Origin of the sequence: Mesorhizobium silamurunense (assembly GCF_014843905.1) — a bacterium.
Taxonomy (GTDB): domain Bacteria; phylum Pseudomonadota; class Alphaproteobacteria; order Rhizobiales; family Rhizobiaceae; genus Mesorhizobium; species Mesorhizobium silamurunense.
Window position 1 is genome coordinate 52,101 of sequence record NZ_LPVS01000047.1, and the last position, 19,080, is coordinate 71,180.

At 63.0% G+C, this 19,080-nt stretch carries 20 protein-coding genes and 1 pseudogene; 11 read left to right on the forward strand and 10 right to left on the reverse strand.

Annotated elements, in window-relative coordinates; genetic code table 11:
- Position 1 precedes the first annotated feature (1 nt).
- Positions 2–346: a RidA family protein gene (locus AU465_RS13140; RefSeq protein ID WP_192247699.1), complete on the reverse strand. Its 345-nt coding sequence runs from the start codon at positions 344–346 to the stop codon at positions 2–4.
- Positions 347–572: 226 nt separating this feature from the next.
- On the opposite strand from AU465_RS13140, the gene aztA reads away from it, so the two are divergent.
- The 4 genes from aztA (at position 573) to AU465_RS13160 (ending at position 3,712) form a co-directional block, all read left to right on the forward strand.
- Positions 573–1,397: a zinc ABC transporter ATP-binding protein AztA gene (gene aztA / locus AU465_RS13145; protein WP_192247702.1), complete on the forward strand. Its 825-nt coding sequence runs from the start codon at positions 573–575 to the stop codon at positions 1,395–1,397.
- Positions 1,397–2,272: a zinc ABC transporter permease AztB gene (aztB, locus tag AU465_RS13150; protein WP_192247705.1), complete on the forward strand. Its 876-nt coding sequence runs from the start codon at positions 1,397–1,399 to the stop codon at positions 2,270–2,272. The genes aztA and aztB overlap by 1 nt, the downstream gene beginning before the upstream one ends.
- A gap of 23 nt (positions 2,273–2,295) precedes the next feature.
- Positions 2,296–3,225, forward strand: coding sequence for a zinc ABC transporter substrate-binding protein AztC (gene aztC, locus AU465_RS13155; protein WP_192247708.1), 930 nt, complete (start codon positions 2,296–2,298; stop codon positions 3,223–3,225).
- A 148-nt stretch (positions 3,226–3,373) separates the two neighbouring features.
- Positions 3,374–3,712, forward strand: a complete 339-nt coding sequence (locus tag AU465_RS13160; RefSeq protein ID WP_192247711.1) for a protein tyrosine phosphatase family protein — start codon at positions 3,374–3,376, stop codon at positions 3,710–3,712.
- A gap of 245 nt (positions 3,713–3,957) precedes the next feature.
- Here the strand turns inward: AU465_RS13160 and AU465_RS13165 are convergent, their stop codons facing one another.
- On the reverse strand, positions 3,958–4,425 hold the full coding sequence (locus AU465_RS13165; RefSeq protein ID WP_192247714.1) for an Lrp/AsnC family transcriptional regulator: 468 nt from the start codon (positions 4,423–4,425) through the stop codon (positions 3,958–3,960).
- A 139-nt stretch (positions 4,426–4,564) separates the two neighbouring features.
- On the opposite strand from AU465_RS13165, the gene hppD reads away from it, so the two are divergent.
- The 3 genes from hppD to AU465_RS13180 all read left to right on the forward strand — a co-directional run bounded on the left by hppD (position 4,565) and on the right by AU465_RS13180 (position 6,349).
- Complete coding sequence (gene hppD / locus AU465_RS13170; RefSeq protein WP_192247717.1) at positions 4,565–5,680, forward strand: 4-hydroxyphenylpyruvate dioxygenase; 1,116 nt, start codon at positions 4,565–4,567, stop codon at positions 5,678–5,680.
- A 70-nt stretch (positions 5,681–5,750) separates the two neighbouring features.
- Positions 5,751–5,975 carry a type II toxin-antitoxin system Phd/YefM family antitoxin gene (locus AU465_RS13175; protein ID WP_023813589.1) on the forward strand — a complete coding sequence of 75 codons (225 nt, stop codon included), beginning with the start codon at positions 5,751–5,753 and terminating at the stop codon, positions 5,973–5,975.
- Positions 5,972–6,349 carry a type II toxin-antitoxin system VapC family toxin gene (locus tag AU465_RS13180; RefSeq protein WP_192247720.1) on the forward strand — a complete coding sequence of 126 codons (378 nt, stop codon included), beginning with the start codon at positions 5,972–5,974 and terminating at the stop codon, positions 6,347–6,349. The genes AU465_RS13175 and AU465_RS13180 overlap by 4 nt, the downstream gene beginning before the upstream one ends.
- Here the strand turns inward: AU465_RS13180 and AU465_RS13185 are convergent.
- The 3 genes and pseudogenes from AU465_RS13185 to hmgA form a co-directional block, all read right to left on the reverse strand.
- Positions 6,346–6,887 (reverse strand): annotated as a pseudogene (locus tag AU465_RS13185) (DinB family protein). The gene AU465_RS13180 and the pseudogene AU465_RS13185 overlap by 4 nt on opposite strands.
- A gap of 28 nt (positions 6,888–6,915) precedes the next feature.
- Complete coding sequence (locus AU465_RS13190; RefSeq protein ID WP_192247723.1) at positions 6,916–7,929, reverse strand: fumarylacetoacetate hydrolase family protein; 1,014 nt, start codon at positions 7,927–7,929, stop codon at positions 6,916–6,918.
- Between the two features lie 105 nt (positions 7,930–8,034).
- Positions 8,035–9,348 (reverse strand): homogentisate 1,2-dioxygenase, encoded by a 1,314-nt coding sequence (gene hmgA, locus AU465_RS13195; protein ID WP_192247726.1) that lies wholly within the window; start codon positions 9,346–9,348, stop codon positions 8,035–8,037.
- A 132-nt stretch (positions 9,349–9,480) separates the two neighbouring features.
- Here hmgA and AU465_RS13200 point away from each other — a divergent pair, with 132 nt between their 5' ends.
- The gene (locus AU465_RS13200) at positions 9,481–9,936 is read left to right on the forward strand and encodes a MarR family winged helix-turn-helix transcriptional regulator (protein WP_192247729.1); all 456 of its coding nucleotides are present in this window, start codon (positions 9,481–9,483) and stop codon (positions 9,934–9,936) included.
- Positions 9,937–9,945: 9 nt separating this feature from the next.
- Here the strand turns inward: AU465_RS13200 and AU465_RS13205 are convergent, their stop codons facing one another.
- From AU465_RS13205 to AU465_RS13215, 3 genes are read right to left on the reverse strand one after another with little or no spacing between them, the layout of a single operon-like run.
- A complete protein-coding gene (locus AU465_RS13205) occupies positions 9,946–10,374 on the reverse strand; it encodes a hypothetical protein (protein WP_246506062.1) in 429 nt (142 codons plus the stop codon).
- Positions 10,368–11,402, reverse strand: a complete 1,035-nt coding sequence (gene tdh, locus AU465_RS13210; RefSeq protein WP_192247733.1) for an L-threonine 3-dehydrogenase — start codon at positions 11,400–11,402, stop codon at positions 10,368–10,370. Before tdh ends, AU465_RS13205 begins: the two co-directional genes overlap by 7 nt.
- A 52-nt stretch (positions 11,403–11,454) precedes the next feature.
- On the reverse strand, positions 11,455–12,642 hold the full coding sequence (locus tag AU465_RS13215) for a glycine C-acetyltransferase (RefSeq protein ID WP_192247736.1): 1,188 nt from the start codon (positions 12,640–12,642) through the stop codon (positions 11,455–11,457).
- Between the two features lie 289 nt (positions 12,643–12,931).
- Between AU465_RS13215 and AU465_RS13220 the strand changes: the two genes are divergently transcribed.
- Together AU465_RS13220 and AU465_RS13225 are read left to right on the forward strand one after the other, a co-directional pair.
- On the forward strand, positions 12,932–15,001 hold the full coding sequence (locus AU465_RS13220) for a putative bifunctional diguanylate cyclase/phosphodiesterase (RefSeq protein WP_192247739.1): 2,070 nt from the start codon (positions 12,932–12,934) through the stop codon (positions 14,999–15,001).
- 208 nt (positions 15,002–15,209) lie between these two features.
- Positions 15,210–15,935 (forward strand): polysaccharide deacetylase family protein, encoded by a 726-nt coding sequence (locus AU465_RS13225; protein ID WP_192247743.1) that lies wholly within the window; start codon positions 15,210–15,212, stop codon positions 15,933–15,935.
- 6 nt (positions 15,936–15,941) lie between these two features.
- On the opposite strand, the gene AU465_RS13230 is transcribed toward AU465_RS13225, so the two are convergent.
- A complete protein-coding gene (locus AU465_RS13230; RefSeq protein WP_246506064.1) occupies positions 15,942–16,340 on the reverse strand; it encodes a MarR family winged helix-turn-helix transcriptional regulator in 399 nt (132 codons plus the stop codon).
- Between the two features lie 174 nt (positions 16,341–16,514).
- Between AU465_RS13230 and AU465_RS13235 the strand changes: the two genes are divergently transcribed.
- Positions 16,515–16,922 carry a hypothetical protein gene (locus tag AU465_RS13235; RefSeq protein ID WP_192247746.1) on the forward strand — a complete coding sequence of 136 codons (408 nt, stop codon included), beginning with the start codon at positions 16,515–16,517 and terminating at the stop codon, positions 16,920–16,922.
- 112 nt (positions 16,923–17,034) lie between these two features.
- Here AU465_RS13235 and AU465_RS13240 read toward each other — a convergent pair whose 3' ends face one another.
- Complete coding sequence (locus tag AU465_RS13240) at positions 17,035–19,080, reverse strand: FAD-dependent oxidoreductase (RefSeq protein ID WP_192247749.1); 2,046 nt, start codon at positions 19,078–19,080, stop codon at positions 17,035–17,037.

Here is a 19,080-nt window from a genome sequence, read left to right on the forward strand (position 1 = left end):
CTTACAGCGCAGCCGTAACGATAATCTCGACCAGATACTCCGGGCCGGCGAGCTTGGCTTCGCCGGTGGCGCGGGCCGGCGTGTGGCCCTTCGGCACCCACTTGTCCCACTCGGAATTCATCTCGGCGAAGGTGCCCATGTCGGCCAGCCAGATGATCGCCTGGACGATCTTGGTCTTGTCGGTGCCGGCCTTGGCCAGCAATTCGTCGATCGTGTTCAGGATGTCGCGAGTCTGCGAGGCGACGTTGCCGCCGGGTTCGCCAACCTGGCCGGCCAGATAGACGGTGTTGCCATGGATGACGATCTGGCTCATGCGCGGGCCGACATCGATGCGACGAATGCTCATGGGAGGTTCCTTCATTATGGGAGTCGTGCTTCTTTAGAGTCCGTGCCGGCTCCGGGCAAGGCCACCGGACGCGAAACCAATTGAGCCAATTTCCGACCCGGGCCTCGTCACGGACACGCCGAGTTGACCGGCCGAGACACAATTCCGCCGGTCTGCCGTGTTGACTAATGTAATAACATCACATATCGACGGTGCACTCGATTTAGGGGACCGCCCGGAACGTCTGATGACAAATGCCTGCCTGACCTTCCGCGACCTGACGCTCGGCTATGGCAGCCACCCTGCCATTCATCACCTCGATGGCATCGTCGAAAAGGGCTCGCTGACCGCCGTGGTCGGCGCCAACGGCTCGGGCAAGTCGACGCTGATGAAGGGCATCGTCGGCGTGCTGAAGCCGATGGAGGGCGCGGTTGTCCGCGCGCCCGGCGTGCGCACCGCCTATCTGCCGCAGCAGTCGGAGCTCGACCGCAGTTTTCCGGCGCGCGTCGTCGACCTTGTCTCGCTGGGTCTCTGGCCGAAGCGCGGCATGCTCGGCCGCTACACCAGGGAGGATCGCGAGTCGGTCGGCAAGGCGCTGATGGCGGTCGGCCTCGGCGGTTTCGAGACGCGCCCGATCGACACGCTCTCCGGCGGCCAGCTGCAGCGCACGCTGTTTGCCCGCGTGCTCCTGCAAGACGCCGACCTGATCCTGCTCGACGAGCCGTTCAATGCGGTCGACGCCAAGACCGTCGGCGACCTCATCCAGTTGATAAAACGCTGGCATGGCGAGGAGCGCACGATCATGGTCGTCGTCCACGACCTCGATCTCGTCCGGCAGAATTTCCCGGAAACGCTGTTGCTCGCCCGCCAGCCCGTTGCCTGGGGCGACACAAAAGAGACGCTGCGGCCGGAAAACCTGCTCAAGGCGCGGCGCTTCCACGAGGCTTGGGAAGAGAATGCGCCTTGGTGCGAGCCGAGCGAGCACGATCACGGCCATGACCATGGGCATGATCACGACCATCATGATCACGCGCGCACGCATGATCATGGCTCCGGACCGAGGGCTGCGTGATGGACTTCCTCTACGGCCTGTTCATCGCGCCCTTCGCCGATTTCGCCTTCATGCAGCGGGCGCTGTTCGGCTCGCTGATGCTGTCGCTCGGCGCCTGCCCTGTCGGCGTCTTCCTGATGCTGCGGCGCATGAGCCTGTCGGGCGACGCGATGGCGCATGCGATTCTGCCCGGCGCTGCCGCCGGCTTCCTGCTCTATGGGCTCGAAATCCTGCCGATGACTATCGGCGGACTGATCGCCGGCATCATCGTGGCGCTCGGCGCGGGCGCGGTCTCGCGCTTCACCATCCAGCGCGAGGACGCTTCGATGGCGGCCTTCTATCTCATCTCGCTTGCGGTAGGCGTGCTGATGGTGTCGATCCGCGGCTCCAGCGTCGATCTGATGCATGTACTCTTCGGCACCGTGCTGGCGCTCAACAACGAGGCGCTGACGCTGATCGGCGGCATCGTGGTGGTGACGCTCGCCAGCCTTGCGATCTTCTGGCGCGCGCTGGTCGCCGAATGCCTCGACCCGCTGTTCCTGCGCTCGGTGAGCCGCATGGGCAGCCCGGTGCACTTCATCTTTCTCGGCCTCGTCGTGCTCAATCTCGTCGGCGGCTTCCAGGCGCTAGGCACTCTGCTCTCGGTCGGATTGATGATGCTGCCGGCGGCCGCTGCCCGCTTCTGGACGGTGCGCGTGGAACCCATGTGCGTGCTGGCGGTGCTGATCGGCTTCGCCTCCTGCATCGCCGGACTGCTTCTGTCCTATCATGCGTCGCTGCCATCCGGCCCGGCGATCATCCTTTCGGCCGGCGTCGTCTATTTCTTTTCGATCGTGTTCGGCTCGCGCGGCGCATTGCGCGCCCGCATCGTGCATCACCGCCACCGGACCGCCTGACCCCAACCAAGGAGACCTTCCCAATGCTGAAATCTTTTCGTGCCGCCCTGGCGATGAGTGTTATAGCATTAAGCGCCTTCGCAACCTCATCGGCCTTCGCGGCGCCGCTCAAGGTGGTGGCGAGCTTCACGGTCATTGCCGACTTCGCCAAAAATGTCGGCGGCGATCGCGTGGACATCACCACCATCGTCGGGCCGGACGGCGACGCGCATGTCTATGAGCCGAGCCCGGCCGACGCGGTGTCGATGGCGAAGGCCGATGTGGTTCTGGTCAACGGCCTGCATTTCGAGGGTTTCCTGCAGCGCCTGGTCGATGCCAGCGCCACTAAGGCCGAGATCGTGACGCTGACCAAGGGGGTAACGCCGATCGATTTCAAGCCGGAATTCGCCGATGCGGACGCAACCGAAGGCGCCGGCAAGACCGTCACCGACCCGCATGCCTTCCAGTCGATCGCCAATGCCAGGATCTATGTGAAGAACATCGCCGATGCTTTTTGCACGGCGGACACCGCAGGTTGCGACAGCTACAAGGCCAATGCCGCCGCCTACACCACGAAGCTCGATGCGCTGGAAGGCGAAGTGAAGGCGGCGATCCAGTCTATTCCCGCGGCGAAGCGCGTGGTCATCACATCGCACGACGCCTTCGGCTATTTTGAGCACGAATACGGGCTGACGTTCCTGGCGCCGCAAGGCATTTCGACCGATTCCGAGCCTTCGGCCGCAGACGTCGCCAAGTTGGTCGAGCAGGTGAAGCAGAACAAGGCGGCGGCGATCTTCATCGAGAACATCACCAATCCGCGGCTGATCGAGCAGATCGCCGGCGAGACCGGCATCAAGGTCGGCGGCACGCTTTATTCGGACGCGCTGTCACAGCCGGACGGCCCGGCCTCGACCTATATCGACATGATGCACAACAACATCACGCAGATCAAAGGCGCCATCCTCGGCAGTTGAGCTGACATGGCCCAACCGGGCCGCAAGCGGCCCGGTTGGATTTTCCGGCCCGCACTCTCTATTTGGCGGAGAAAATCCGCCGCCACGGATTGCCGCCCTTGCCCCGGAGTGGCATGACTGCGGCAAAGAAGATTGCGAGGACAAGACGATGGAATATCGCCAGATCAGCGACGACTATTCGGTCTCCGGCCAGATCCAACCCGAGGACATCGCCGCCATCAAGGAAGCCGGCTTCAGAAGCGTGATCTGCAACCGGCCGGATAACGAGCAGCCGGGCCAGCCCTCGGCCGACAGCATCAAGGCGGCGGTGGAAGCCGCCGGCCTTGCCTTCCGCTACATTCCCGTCATCAGCGGTCAGATCACCATGGACAATGTCGAGGACCAGGCCGTGGCGCTGGACGAACTAGAAGGCCCGGTCTTCGCCTATTGCCGCTCCGGCGCGCGCTGCACCAATCTTTACGGGCTGATCCAACAGCAGAAGGGCTGAATTGTTCTTTGAGCTGTGACGGAGCCAAAATACGCCCGCCGTGATCCTTCGCGCCCCCCTCTGTCCTGCCGGACATCTCCCCCACAGGTGGGGAGATTGGCAGTTTCCGCGCCTCGCTCGATCTTGCAACGCCTGAGGTTGGCGAAAGCCGGCGTGACGTCCGATCTCCCCCCTCGTGGGGGAGATGTCCGGCAGGACAGAGGGGGGCGCTGTCCCGCCAGCGTATGAAAGAAAACCTGACGCTACTAGATCGGCAGCGCACCCGTCTCCTTCAGCGTTTCCAGCACGATCGCGGTCTTCACATGCTGTACCGATTCATGCGGCAGGAGCACGCCGTTGACGAATTCCGACAGGGATTTGAGATCGGGCGTCACCACCTTCAGGATATAATCCATCTCGCCGGTCAGCGCGTGCGCCTCCTGCACCTCGGGCAGGCGCGCCACCAGTTCGCCGAAGCGGCGGGCATTGTCGCGGTTGTGGGTGGCCAAGGTCACCGAGATGACGTTGACCAGCGAAAAGCCCAGACGGTCGCGGTCGAGCACGGCGCGGTAGCCTCGGATATAGCCGTCCTCCTCCAGCCGCTGGCGGCGGCGCGAGCACTGCGAGGCAGAGAGATTCACCCGCTCCGACAGATCGTTGTTGGTGAGCCGCCCGTCGCCCTGCAGGAGCGCCAGTATCTTGCGGTCGAATTGATCGATGCGCTCATCGTCCACGGATTTTCCTCCAAATGCGCACGTTCTGCGCATAAATTGATCATTTCAAGCGTTTGAATGCAAGCACCGTGCGGCCGGCTGGGACTATGATGGGATAAACATGGTCAAGTACGGCCAGAACAGCTTTCGGAGGATTGCCATGGGCCCCTTCCCGCACGACGCCCCACCTGCAAAAATCAGCAAGGCAAACCCCGCCGGCACCGACGGTTTCGAATTCGTCGAGTTCGCGCATTCTGAGCCGGCGAAGCTCGCCGAGCTTTTCACCCGCATGGGTTATGTCGCGGTGGCGAAGCACCGCAGCAAGGACATCACAGTCTGGCGGCAGGGCGACATCAACTATGTCGTCAATGCCGAGCCCGGCTCGCATGCGATGAAGTTCGTCGACAAGCACGGCCCCTGCGCCGCCTCGATGGCGTGGCGGGTGGTCGACGCAAAGCACGCTTTCGACCATGCGGTATCGAAGGGCGCGACGCCCTATGAGGGCACCGACAAGGCGCTCGACGTGCCGGCCATCGTCGGCATCGGCGGCTCGCTCCTCTATTTCATCGAGGCCTATGGCGAGAAGGGCTCGGCCTATGACGCCGAGTTCGAATGGCTGGGCGAACGCAATCCGAAGCCCGAAGGCGTCGGCTTCTATTATCTCGACCACCTCACCCACAACGTCTATCGCGGCAACATGGACAAGTGGTGGGATTTCTATCGCGACCTGTTCGGCTTCAAGCAGATCCATTTCTTCGACATCGACGGCAAGATCACCGGACTGGTCAGCCGCGCCATCACCTCGCCCTGCGGGAAGATCCGCATTCCGCTGAACGAGTCCAAGGACGAGACCAGCCAGATCGCCGAATACCTGAAGAAGTACAATGGCGAGGGCATCCAGCACATCGCCGTCGGCACCGACGCGATCTACGATGCCACCGACAAGCTTGCCGCCAACGGGCTGAAATTCATGCCCGGCCCGCCCGACACCTATTACGAGATGTCGCACGACCGGGTAAACGGCCATGACGAGCCGATCGAGCGGATGAAGAAGCACGGCATCCTCATCGACGGCGAAGGCGTCGTCGACGGCGGCACGACCAAGATCCTGCTGCAGATATTCTCCAAGACGGTCATCGGCCCGATCTTCTTCGAGTTCATCCAGAGGAAAGGCGACGAAGGCTTTGGCGAGGGCAACTTCCGCGCCCTGTTCGAGTCGATCGAGCAGGACCAGATCAAGCGCGGCGTGATCAAGCTAGGCGGCAAGGCGGCGTAGCCGACCTGATACGGATATCTTGCGGCGCGACCAATTATGACCTAAATTATGGTCATAAAGGATCGAGCCCATGAATGTTTCCATCGCCGAGGCCAAGGCCAAATTGTCGGAACTTGTAAGCCGTGCGGAAGCCGGTGAGGAGATTGTGCTCACGCGCCACGGCAAGGTGGCCGCGCGAATCGTACCGCCTGCGGCGGCGGAACCCCTACCGCGTATCGGCGCCTTGAAGGGTAAGATCTGGATTGCGGACGACTTTGACGAACTCGGCCCCGAATGGGACGAGTACGTGAAATGACGGTCGGCCCGTTTCTCGCCGACACTCATATGATCCTTTGGTCTATTTCGGACGATCGACGTCTCAGCGAGCATCACCGCGCCATCCTAGCATCGGACGCAGTGGTGTTCGCGAGCGCAGCAAGTGTTTGGGAAATTGCCATCAAGCGTTCGATTGGAAAGCTTGAAGCTCCCGACGACCTACCGGCGCTACTTCCAAGAATGCGATTTCAACCGCTCACCGTCACCTTCCAGCACGCGCATGCGGTCGGCGACCTGCCGCATCACCATGGCGATCCGTTCGACCGGTTGCTGATTGCACAAGCGCAGATGGAAAACCTGACCATCCTGACATCGGACCCGCATTTTGCGCGCTACGATGTAACGCTTGCCTAGCTTCCCAGGTTCAGCCTCTCAACCTCCGCCTTCCTGAGCTTGATGTCGTAGTCGAGCAGGAATTCATCCAGCTGCGGTGGCTTAACCGAGGTGCCGGAGAGCATGGCATGCACCTGGCCGCGGTGATGGATGTCATGCAGGAAGACATGGGCGAGAATGTCGCCGATCCGCTCGGGGATCATGCCGTCCTCGCGCCTATCGGTGATGACACGACGGTCGAGATCGGCGTCCGTCAGGCCATCGCAGAAGGCGATGAGCCTGCGGTCGAAATCGGCCTGCGCCGCCGCCAGGCTTGCCGCATCGTCGAAGGGCACGAAGTCGTCGTAGGCCACGGCGCCCCGGCCGCCGTCCGTCAGGAAATCGAGATAGAGATGGTCGACCGCGAGAATGTGGTTGAGCGTTTCCCTGATCGAGGGAAAGAAGCTGGTGCGCCCGGCCTCGAGCTCGCCGGGCTGAAGCGCCAGCACGGCACGGTAGATGGGTCGTTCGACCATAGATTGTTGCGCGCCATGCGACGCAGGTGCTCGAGCAGCGTCACCGTTTCGGCCTCCTCCCCCAGCCCGCGCTTATTTGGCGTATTTCTCGACCTTCTGCTCGATCGCGCCGAAGATCGAGTGGCCGGCCTTGTCCTTCATCTCGATGCGCACCGTGTCGCCGAAACGCAGGAAAGGCGTCTTCGGCTCGCCGCTTTCGATGGTTTCGATCATACGCAGCTCGGCTATGCAGGAATAGCCGGCGCCGCCTGCCGCCACCGGCTTGCCCGGGCCGCCGTCGAGCTTGTTGGAGACGGTGCCGGAGCCGATGATGGTGCCGGCGGCGAGCGGCCGTGTCTTCGCGGCGTGCACGATCAGCGCCGGAAAATCGAAGGTCATGTCGACGCCGGCATTTGCCCGTCCGAACGGCTTGCCGTTGAGGTCGACGAGCAGCGCGAGGTTGACCTTGCCGCCGTCCCAGGCGTCGCCCAGCTCGTCCGGCGTCACCGCGACAGGCGAGAAGGCGGAAGACGGTTTCGACTGGAAGAAGCCGAACCCTTTTGCGAGTTCCGGTCCGGTGACGGCGCGCAGCGTCACGTCGTTGACCAGCATGACGAGGCGGATCGCTCCCCTCGCCTCGTCCAGACCGGCGCCCATCGGCACGTCGTCGACGATGACGGCGACTTCCGCCTCCATGTCGATGCCGAAGGTTTCGTCCGCCATCCTGATCGGATCGCGCGGCGCGATGAAGGAGTCCGAGCCGCCCTGGTAGATCAGTGGATCGGTCCAGAAACTCGCCGGCATCTCGGCGCCCCGCGCCTTCCGCACCAGCTCGACATGGTTCACATAGGCCGAGCCGTCCGCCCATTGATAGGCGCGCGGCAAAGGCGAATGGGCGTCATGCTCGTGGAAGCGCGCCGAGGGAACGGCATTGGTCTCAAGCGATTCCGCCATGGCCGCCAGATGCGGCGAAATCCGCCGCCAGTCGTCAAGCGCCGCCTGCAGCGTCGGCACCAGGAAGGAGGCATCGGTGAACCGCGTCAGATCGCGCGAGACCACGACCAGCTTTCCGTCGCGCGTCCCGTTCTTCAATGTGGCAAGCTTCATGCGGTTTCCTCTCCTCGCGCGGTCTTGTGCCGCTGATCCACAACAAGGCCGTTGCGAGCGATCGTCAAGCCACCTGCTCGAGTTTTCCCGCTAATGGCAGCCCGATCAGGACCAGTCGCCCTCGGGCGTGCCGTTGAAACGCTTCTTCAGGTCGGCCCAGCAGTCGATGTAGTTCTCCTGCAGTGTGTCGAGCTCGGCGGCGTAGCGCGTCAGCATCTGCGGAAAGCGGGTCTCGAACATGAAGGTCATGGTGTTGTCGAGCTTGACCGGCTTCAGGTCGGCATTCGTCGCCTTCTCGAAACCGGACGCGTCGGGTCCGTGGGCCAGCATCTGGTTGTGCAAGCTGATGCCGCCGGGAACAAAACCTTCCTCCTTGGCGTCGTACTGGCCGTGGATCAGGCCCATGAACTCGCTCATGATGTTGCGGTGGTACCATGGCGGACGGAAGGTGTTTTCCGCCACCAGCCAGCGCGGCGGGAAGATGACGAAGTCGACATTGGCCGTGCCTTCCTCGCCGCTCGGCGCCGTCAGCACCGTGAAGATCGACGGATCCGGATGATCGAACAGAATGGCGCCGACCGGCGAAAACGTCGCCAGATCATATTTATAGGGCGCGTAGTTCCCGTGCCACGCGACGACATCGAGCGGCGAATGGCCGAGCTCGGTGACGTGGAAAGTGCCGCACCATTTGACGATCAGCCGGCAGGGCGTCTCCTTCTCCTCGAACCAGGCGCAGGGCGTCTTGAAATCGCGCGGGTTGGCCAGGCAGTTGGCGCCGATCGGGCCGCGGTCTGGCATGGTGAACTTGGCGCCGTAGTTCTCGCAGACATAGCCGCGCGCCTCCTTGTCGGCCAACTCGACCTTGAAGACCAGGCCGCGCGGCAGCACCGCGATCTCGCCGGGCCGGAGTTCGATGACGCCCATCTCGGTGACGAAGCGCAGCGCGCCGACCTGGGGCACGATCAACAATTCGCCATCTGCGTTGAAGAAATGGTCGTCGACCATCGAGCGGTTGGCGATATAGACATGCGCCGCCATGCCGGACTGGCCGACCGCGTCGCCGGCCGTGGTCATGGTACGCATGCCGGAAATGAAGTCGGTCGGCTCGCTGGGCATCGGCATCGGGTTCCAGCGGTATTGGCCGAGCGCGAGTTCATGGTCGCCGATGTTTGGTCCAGTCTTCCACAAGGGATAGTTGGCCCCCTTGAAGCGGCCAGTGTGTTTTACGCTCGGGCGGATGCGGTAGAGCCAGGAGCGCTCATTGGTGCCGCGCGGCGCGGTGAAGGGCGAGCCCGACAGTTGCTCGGCATAGAGGCCATAGGCCGGTCGCTGCGGCGAGTTGCGTCCCTGTGGCAGCGAGCCGGGCAGCGTCTCGGTCTCGAAATCGTTGCCGAAACCCGGCATGTAGGAAAAGGCCATCCGATCCTCCATGATCCCGGTATCCAGGCCTCACGAAGCTTGGCTTGCCGGCAATGTTGACCAAATTTGTTTCATTTGTAACCATTGAAAATGTAACTATCAACGGCGAACGCTGCCCCGATGGTGGTCCTGATGGAACCGGAAATCCTAGAACTCGAAAGATTCCTGCCGTACCGCCTCTACCGGCTGGCCGACACGGTGAGCCGCGAATTTTCGAAGATCTACAAGGAGCGCCACGGCCTGACGCGGCCGGAATGGCGCACGCTGTCGGGCCTCGGCCAGCGCGGCACGATGACGGCGACGGAGCTCGGCGAGCAGTCGGCGATGCACAAGACCAAGGTGTCGCGGGCGGTGGCCGAGCTCGAGCGACGGCGCTGGCTGACGCGCAATCCGGACAGGAACGACCGCCGTATAGAGCATCTTGCGCTGACCAGGGCTGGGCTCGCGGCCTATCGGGAGATGGTGTCACTGGCCAACGCGTTTGAACGGGAGTTGCTGGCGAGGCTTAGCGCGGAGGAGCGCGCTGCAATCGTCAAGGGCGTTGCTGCGTTGGAGGGTCGATTGGGTGGAGCCTGGGCCAAGTACTGAACAAGAAGTCTAGCCAGCGCCTGGCATTTGTCGAGCAAGCGACCAGTCTTCGGCTACAACTTCAATCGTGTCATCTCGAAAATAAAACAAGAACTGCAGCGACTTAGGTCCATCGGGCGACAGAACTTCCCAGTCGTCCTCACCGATTGGCCGACTATCGCCGATCACCTCGTAGAACTCACCCCATTTGGGAGCCTGCTTGCTGTAAAGGCCCCTGCCTGCGAACCAGGCGTGATCGTTCGTGGAGTCCCATCGCCAACGACTGCAACCGATGAAACGAAGCGTCCCCGTCTCTGCTTTGCGGGCGTCGTAGGCCCACGAGTTCAACAGAAAGGTAAGCTGAACCGTATTGCCCTCGACAGTCAGCTTTACATCGGGAGCGTTGGGTTCTGCGTTCCAGTCCGGATTCAGGTGACGGAAGGATAACCGGCCTACCAATCCATCACCACCTTACCCGAACTGCCGCTCCGCATCGCATCGAATCCAATCTGGAAATCGTCGATGCCGATGCGATGGGTGATCAGCCCCGAAACATCGAGCGGGCCCTGCACCAGGGCGATCATCTTGTACCAGGTCTCGAACATCTCGCGGCCGTAAATGCCCTTCAGATGCAGCATCTTGAAGATCACCTTGTTCCAGTCGATCTCGAAGCCGGTCGGCGCGATGCCGAGGATGGCGATCTTGCCGCCATTGTTCATGGTGTCGATCATGTCGCGGAAGGCGGGTGCTGCGCCCGACATCTCCAGCCCGACGTCGAAGCCCTCTGTCATGCCGATCGAAGGCATCACGTCGCGCAGCTTCTCCTTCGAGGCGTCGACGACATGCTGGACGCCGAGCTTGCGCGCCAGGTCCAGGCGGACCGGGTTGATGTCGGTGATCACCACCTTTCGCGCGCCGACGCATTGCGCCACCAGCGCGCCCATGATGCCGATCGGCCCCGCGCCGGTGACCAGCACGTCCTCGCCGACCAGATCGAAGGACAATGCCGTGTGGACGGCGTTGCCTAATGGATCGAAGATGGCGGCGATCTCGTCCGGCACGTCGTCGGGGATCGGCACGACATTGTGCTGCGGGATCGCCATGTATTCGCCGAAGGCGCCCGGACGGTTGACGCCGACGCCGAGCGTGTTGCGACAGAGATGCCCTCGCCCAGCGCGGCAGTTGCGGCAGTGGCCGCAGACGATATGGCCCTCGCCCGAGACGCGCTGGCCGACCTTGTATTCGGTGACCGCGGCGCCGAAATCCGCGACCGTGCCGACGAATTCATGCCCCGTCACCATCGGCACGGGCACGGTCTTCTGCGCCCACTGGTCCCAGTTGTAGATGTGGACGTCGGTGCCGCAGATCGCGGTCTTCTTGACCTTGATCAGCACATCGTTGGGGCCGATCTCCGGCACCGGCACCTCTTCCATCCAGATGCCCGGCTCGGCCTTGGCCTTCACCAGCGCCTTCATCATGTTGGACATTCTTTTGTTCCTCGAATCTCTTGATCCGGAGCAGCTTTTCGATGTCGGCCGTTCAGGAAATCACGCCCAGTTCCTTGCCGATCGCGCCGAATGCCTCGACCGCGCGATCGATATCGGCGCTGGAATGGGCCGCCGACATCTGCGTGCGGATGCGCGCCTGGCCCTTCGGCACCACCGGGAAGGAAAAGCCGATGACATAGATGCCGCGCTTCAGCATGCGCTGCGCCATCTCCTGCGCCAGCGCCGCGTCGCCCAGCATCACCGGGATGATCGGATGATCTGCACCGGCAAGCGTAAAGCCCAGCTTACCCATTTGAGAGCGGAAACGCTCCGCATTGGCATATAGGCGCTCGCGCAGCGCGCCGCCATTGCGGATCAGCTCGAACACTTTCAGCGAGGCACCGGCGATCGCCGGCATCAGCGTGTTGGAGAAGAGATAGGGTCGCGAGCGCTGGCGCAGCCAGTCGACCACCTGTTTCTTCCCCGACGTATAGCCACCGGAAGCGCCGCCCAGTGCCTTGCCGAGCGTGCCGGTGATGACATCCACCCTGCCCTCGACGCCGCAATGCTCCGCCGAGCCACGGCCGTTCTTGCCGACGAAGCCGACCGCATGGCTGTCGTCGACCATCACCATCGCATCGTATTTCTCGGCGAGATCGCACACCCCTTGCAGGTTGGCGATGATGCCGTCCATCGAGAAGACTCCGTCGGTGGCGATCAGCCGGAAACGGCAGTCCTTCGCCTCCTTCAGCCGCGCTTCGAGATCGGCCATGTCGTTGTTGGCATAGCGGAAGCGCTTGGCCTTGGAGAGCCTGACGCCATCGATGATCGAGGCGTGGTTCAGCGCGTCCGAGATGACGGCGTCCTCCTCGCCGAGCAGCGTCTCGAATAGGCCGCCATTGGCGTCGAAGCAGGAGCCGTAGAGGATGGTGTCGTCCATGCCGAGGAAAGAGGAGATTGTGGCTTCCAGCGCCTTGTGCTCCTCTTGGGTGCCGCAGATGAAGCGAACCGAGGCCATGCCGTAGCCGTAGCGGTCGAGCGCCTGCTTCGCCGCCTCGCGCAATTCGGGGCTGTCGGCGAGGCCCAGATAGTTGTTGGCGCAGAAATTCAGCACCTTCTGGCCGGCAACCTCGATCTCGGCCGACTGCATCGAGGAGATGACCCGCTCGGACTTGTAGAGTCCGGCCGATTTCAGGCCCTGAAGCTCGTTGTCGATGTGAGAGAGAAACGCTGCGCTCATGGTCCGGTCCTGTTCGTTTGACGCGGACTGTCGCGCCGCGGGCAAGAAAAATCCATCGCAAAAACGACCGCTTCGGTGGCGTAGCGAAAGCTTCCTGCTCACCGTGGGAGAACGATGCGCTCAAATGCCGACAACGCCTGAAAGGACGCGATAACCATCTTGTCAGCTTTGTCACGCCGTCGGGGTGAGCGCCGCACCGGCTTGCCGACCTGTTAACCCTTTCACGTCAAGGGTCTTCCCGCCACGAAATCCAGGGCAGGAATCCGTCGACCGGAGGGGTCACCGAATTATGTCGCAGCAGCCAGTGCAGAACGTTTCGCGCAAGCTGATTCTGCTCATCAAAACCGGCTACTGGCTGGCGCTCACGATCATTGCCGCCATGGTGATGGCCTCCTTCATTCTGCTGCAGCAGCTGATGGCGCAGCAGCAGCACAATGATGCGCTTCTCGATATCGTTTCCACGCAGAAGGCACTGTCGCAGCGCATCGTCTTCCTGGCCAGCGCCACCGGTGCTGCCTCGCGCGACAAGCAGCCGGCGCTCGTCACCGCGCTCAAGCAGGCAACGGGCGAGTTCGAGACCAATTACGACCGGCTGCTCAAGGAGACCGGCGCCGATCCGCTATCGCCTGCCCGCAACGATCCGAAATCGATCGAATATGTGCTGTTCAGCAAGCCGTTCCATCTCGACTATTTCTCGGTCGGCCTTATCGCCAACGGCGACCGACTGGTTTCGTCATTCGCATCCCAGCTCGGCATGCAAAGCGACGGCTACAAGGGCGGCGGCGAGCGTGTCGGCCTCGACGCCTCCGTCGCCAATGCGACCTTGTCCGGCTATGCCGCGCTCGGCCAGCGCATCAGCGCCTTTGCCACCGAGCGGTCGGATGAAATGCTCGACCTGCACCGCACGCTGTTCTTCGCCACCATCGGCGTCATCGTGCTGGTGGCGCTGTTCATCTTCCGGCCGATGTCCAAGGCCATCCTGCGCAAGACACATGAGCTAGTCGACGCCCGCAATTCGATGGCCTTCATCGCGGTGCATGACGGCTTGACCGGCCTGCACAACCGCACCTTCCTCACCGATCATTTCGACACGCTGATCAAGGGCGCGCATCGCCGCCGCGAGCGGCTGGCGGTGATCCAGCTCGACCTCGACCGTTTCAAGCAGATCAACGACACGCTCGGCCACCCCGCCGGCGACTATGTGCTCGTCGTCACCGCCCAGCGCATGCGCGATTCCTGCCGCGCTTCGGATCTTTGCGCCCGTCTCGGCGGCGACGAATTCGTGATGATCCTCAACGGCGCCGGGACCACCGAGGACATCCATGCGCTGGCCAAGCGCATCCTGGGCGAGATCAACGAGCCGATCACCTTCCAGGGCGCGACCATCATGCCTGGCGCCAGCGCCGGCATCGCCGTCTACCCGGTCGATGCCGACAATGCGCAGGATCTGCTCGTTCATGCCGACCTCGCGCTCTATTCGGCCAAGAAGCTGGGCGGCGGCAGCTTCTCCTTCTTCTCCGAGGAGCTTCGGCGCGAGCTCGACTATCGCAAGCAGCTCGAACAGGACATCCGCACCGCGATCGCGGAAGAGACCTTCGAGGTCTATTTCCAGCCGCAGGTGTCGCTCACCAGCGGCAAGATCAGCGGCATCGAAGCGCTGGTGCGCTGGAAGCATGCCGTGCGCGGCATGATCTCGCCCGGCGAGTTCATCCCGGTGGCGGAAAAGTGCGGCTTCATGCCGGACATCGGCCGCATCGTCATCACCAAGGCGATCAATGAAGCCGCCGAATGGGACCGCGCCGGCATCGATTTCGGGCGCATCGCCGTCAATGTCTCGGGCACCGAGCTTCGCGAGTCGGATTTCGACAAGTTCCTGTTCGGAACGCTGGAGCGGGCCGGGCTCGCGCCGCAAAAGCTGTCGCTGGAAATCGTCGAATCCGTCATCCTCGACGACGAGAAGACCGGCATCGCCGCCAAGCTCAGGCACATCCGCTCCGCCGGCGTCCATCTCGAGCTCGACGATTTCGGCACCGGCTATGCTTCGCTCAGCCACGTCAACCCCAACGAGATCGACCGGCTGAAGATCGACCGCCGCTTCGTCCAGAACATCAACGAGAACGGCGACAACACCAAGATCGTGCGCGCCATCACCGAGCTTGCCCGCGGGCTCGGCATTTCGATCGTCGCAGAGGGCGCCGAAACCGAGGCCGAACTCGATTCACTGATGGCGATCGGCTGCGACCAGGTGCAGGGCTATTCGATCGCCTTCCCGATGCCGCAGGACAAGGCGCGCGAATGGCTGCAGGCGCGCAGCCCGAAGAAGGCGAAGCTCAAAGTGCTGCAGGGCAGCCTCGCCTGAGATGCGCAGATATTCAGGTGAGGCCGGCCTTGCAAACGGCGGCTTCCTGCGCTTCCGGTCTCACCTACGTTAAGTACGTTTCGCTCCGGTTCTCGGAATTCTCGACTCGGCCTGACCAGGACCCCAGCATATCTTTGGGTAGATAACGCCCAACTTGACAACTTCTGATAGCCATGGCGGCCTTGTGCGATCGCAATCGGGATTTCGGATGCCGCTTCGCCTTGCCCATTTGGTGTTGCTTCTTTTTGCGTCTCCGGCGCTCGCCGCCGACCGGACGATCTATCTCACTTTCGACGACGGTCCGCTGAACGGCACCGCCAACATCCTCGACGTGCTGCAGGCCGAGCAGGTGCCGGCAACATTGTTCATGGTCGGCATGCATGCCGAGGCCAATGCGACCAATCGGGCGCTGGTGCAGCGGGTGCCGCTGGTGACGATCGGCAACCACAGCTACAGCCATGCCTACAACCACTACCGGCATTTCTACGGCGACACCGAGGGCGTGGTCGCGGACATGCTGAAGGCCAACGCAGTGCTTGGCCTGAAGCCCGCCGTGCATGCGCGGCTGCCGGGGCGCGACGTGTTCCGGCTGCCGTCGATGTCGAAGGACGACAACTCGCTCGGGCTGGCGCAGGCCGGCCGCGAGGATCCCGACTACGAGTTCGTCGCCGCGTCCGGGTTCTGGCTCTACGGCTGGGACCATGAATGGGTGCATGAAGACAGCGGCAAGCCGGTGCAGAGCGTCGATCATCTGGTGAGCGAGATCGACCACCTATTCGGCTACGGCCATTTCGCCAAGCCGGGCAGGCTGATCCTGTTGATGCATGACGAGATGTTCCAGGATGCCTTCGATGGCAAGGCCAAGTTCACGGCGCTGATCGCCGCGCTCAAGCTGCGTCACCACGCCTTCGGCGCCATCGCGACCCATGACTAAGGCTGTTTAACCCCCGACATTCCCGCGAAGTGCTGCAAGCACTTCCGCGAACTCGGCCAGCTTCTCGTCGGGAATTCCGGCCCGCAGCCGCCTGTCGAAGGCGATCGCGGCCAGCCGCAGCTTCTCGAACATCGTCTCGCCGGCCTCCGTCAGTTCGACCTGATGCACGCGACGATTTTGCGGATCGCGGCGGCGCGTCAGCAACCCTTGCGCCTCCATGGTGTTGAGATGATGGGTCAGCGTGGCGCCCTGGATTCCGATCATGCCGGCAAGCTCGCGCTGGTTGGCCAACTCCTTCGACTTGACGGAGAGCAAAGTCACCCAGACTGGTAGCGTTCCGCCGGCCTCAACCAGCGCGGCGTCGAAGGCCTGCGCCACGATCTTGGAGGTACGGGCGAGATTCATGCCGACTGGCGGGCGATCAAATGGCGTCATGGCCGGACAGTAGAGCAAGCAGTTGATGGACGAAACCATATGCCATGCATTGACATCTAATCATTAGATATCTAACTTTGTCTTATTGATGGCGTCGCGTCATGCTGCGACGCGCGGCGGCGGGCGGTAGAGAGGAATTCGGTCATGCAATATGTCTACATCGTCGTCATCGGCCTTCACGTCATGGCCGGCGTGTTCTGGGCCGGCACGACCGTCGCGGTTGCCCGCGATCCGGAGATCAAGGCGGAGCGCTTCATCCGGCCGCAACTCGGCGCCTCCGGTGTGGTGTTTCTGACCGGCATATTGCTCTGGTATTTCTTCCATGAGGGTGTTTTTGGCTCGATGGAAAAGGTGCTGGCTCTGGGCATCCTGACGGCGCTGATCGCCGCCGGCGTGCAGGGCGCGCTTGTGGGCTCCGCCAGCAGGCAATTGGCCGGCGCCGATGCGGCGATGCAAACCCAGCTGCGCGCAAAAATGACCAGGGGCGAACGGATCGCCGGCGGGCTGCTGGTCATCACCGTGCTCTGCATGGCAACCGCCAGGATGTTTTGAGATATCGCACGTCGCCGGCACCAGTCCGGCGCCATGCGCGGCGCGCAACCGACCGAAGCAGCAGGTGGCTCTCCTTGCGGAGGCCGGCTGCGCGCCACCCGACAAGCAGTGGTCAGATCCTGATCCCGAACCTGATGCCGTCATAGATGGCGGCGTGGATGTTACGCGAGGCGACCGCGTCGCCGATGCGGAACACGACGAAGCCGCCTTCGGGATTGCGCGCCGGGAAGATGTCACCGCCGCTCACCAGCCGCTCATAGTCGACCGCGCCGCCATTCTTCGACAGCGGCTTCAGCGCAAGGTAGAGGTCGTCGAGGGGTGCCGTGCCGTGCTCGACCACCACCTGGTCGACACGCCGCTCGCCGCGCCAGTCGTCGGCGAAGTCGGAGGCAAGCTCGGCGATGAGCTGGTTGCCCTCGCGCCGCACCGAGCGCAGGCGGGTGTTGATGGTGACGATGACGCCTTTCTCGTGGAAGGCGCGCATATAGGGCACGTGGTTCAGGCCGCCCATTTCCGGCGCGAAGAAGCGTTCGGGCGAAACCAGCTCCAGCTTCGCGCCGCTGTTGGCGATCAATTCCGCCGCGCCCATGCCCTGATGGCCGCCATTGTCGTCATAGAGCAGCACATTCTCGGCCGGCTTGACGCTGCCGGCCATGATGTCCCAGCTCGAGGTGACGAGATTGTCGCCCGCCGTCAACGGCGGGTTCTGCGGCAAGCCACCGGTGGCAACGATCACCACGTCCGGCGAGAGCGCCAAAACGTCGTCCTTCTCGGCCCATGTGTCGTAGCGCACCTCGACGCCGAGGCGATCAAGCTCGGCGAGCCGCCAGTCGATGATGCCGATCAGTTCCTTGCGGCGCGGGTTCTGCGTCGCGAGCCGCACCTGGCCGCCAGCCTGGCTCGACGCTTCGAGCACCGTCACCTGATGGCCGCGTTCGGCGGCGACCCGAGCCGCTTCGAGCCCGCCGACCCCGGCCCCGACGACGACCACCCGCTTCTTCGGCCCTTCGCTTTTGGCGATGACATGTGGGATCGTCGCTTCGCGGCCGGTCGCGGCATTGTGGACGCAGAGCGCCTCGCCGCCCTCATAGATGCGGTCGAGGCAGTAGGTGGCGCCAACGCACGGCCTGATCTCGTGCTCGCGGCCCTCCATCACCTTCTTCACGATATAGGGATCGGCAATGTGGGCGCGCGTCATGCCGACCATGTCGAGCTTGCCGGTGGCAATCGCATGGCGTGCGGTAGCGACATCGGAAATGCGCGCCGCATGGAAGGTCGGGAACTTCGTCGCGGCCCTAATCTCGCCGGCGAAGTCGAGATGCGGCGACGAGCGCATGCCGGTCACCGGGATGACCTTGGTCAGCGCCGCGTCGGTCTCGATCGAGCCGCGGATGATGTTGAGGAAATCGACCTTACCGGATGAGGCCAGCCGCCGAGCGATCTCGACGCCTTCCTCCTTCGGGAGACCTTTTTCGAAATCCTCGTCGGCGACCATGCGGATGCCGACGACGAATTTTTCCCCGACCGTCGCGCGAACCGCATCCAGCACCATGTTGGTGAAGCGCAGCCGGTTGTCGAGCGAGCCGCCGAAATCATCGTCGCGCTGGTTGGTGGCCGGCGACCAGAAGCTGTCCATCAGGTGCCCATAGGCCTCGAACTCGATGCCGTCGAGGCCGGCCGCCTGGCAGCGCTGGGCGGCGGCAGCATAGTCGGCGACGATGCGCTCGATATCCCAGTCCTCGATGGTCTTCGGGAAGGCGCGATGCGCCGGCTCGCGCACCGGTGAGGCCGAAAGCACGGGCAGCCAGTCGGCCTTGTTCCAGCCGGTGCGGCGGCCGAGATGGGTGATCTGGATCATCACCTTGCAGTCATGCTCGTGGCAGGCGTCGGCAAGCTCGGCGAGCCAGGGAACGATGTGGTCGTCATAGACATGCAGGTTGCCGAAGGCGGCCGGGCTGTCGCGCGACACGATCGCCGAGCCCGCCGTCATGGTCAGCGCCATGCCGCCCTTGGCCTTCTCGGCATGATAGAGCCGGTAGCGCTCCTTCGGCATGCCATCCTCGGAATAGGCCGGCTCATGGCTGGTCGACATCACCCGGTTCTTCAGCATCAGGTGCTTGAGCTGGTAAGGTTGGAGAAGCGGGTCGTTGCTGGTCAT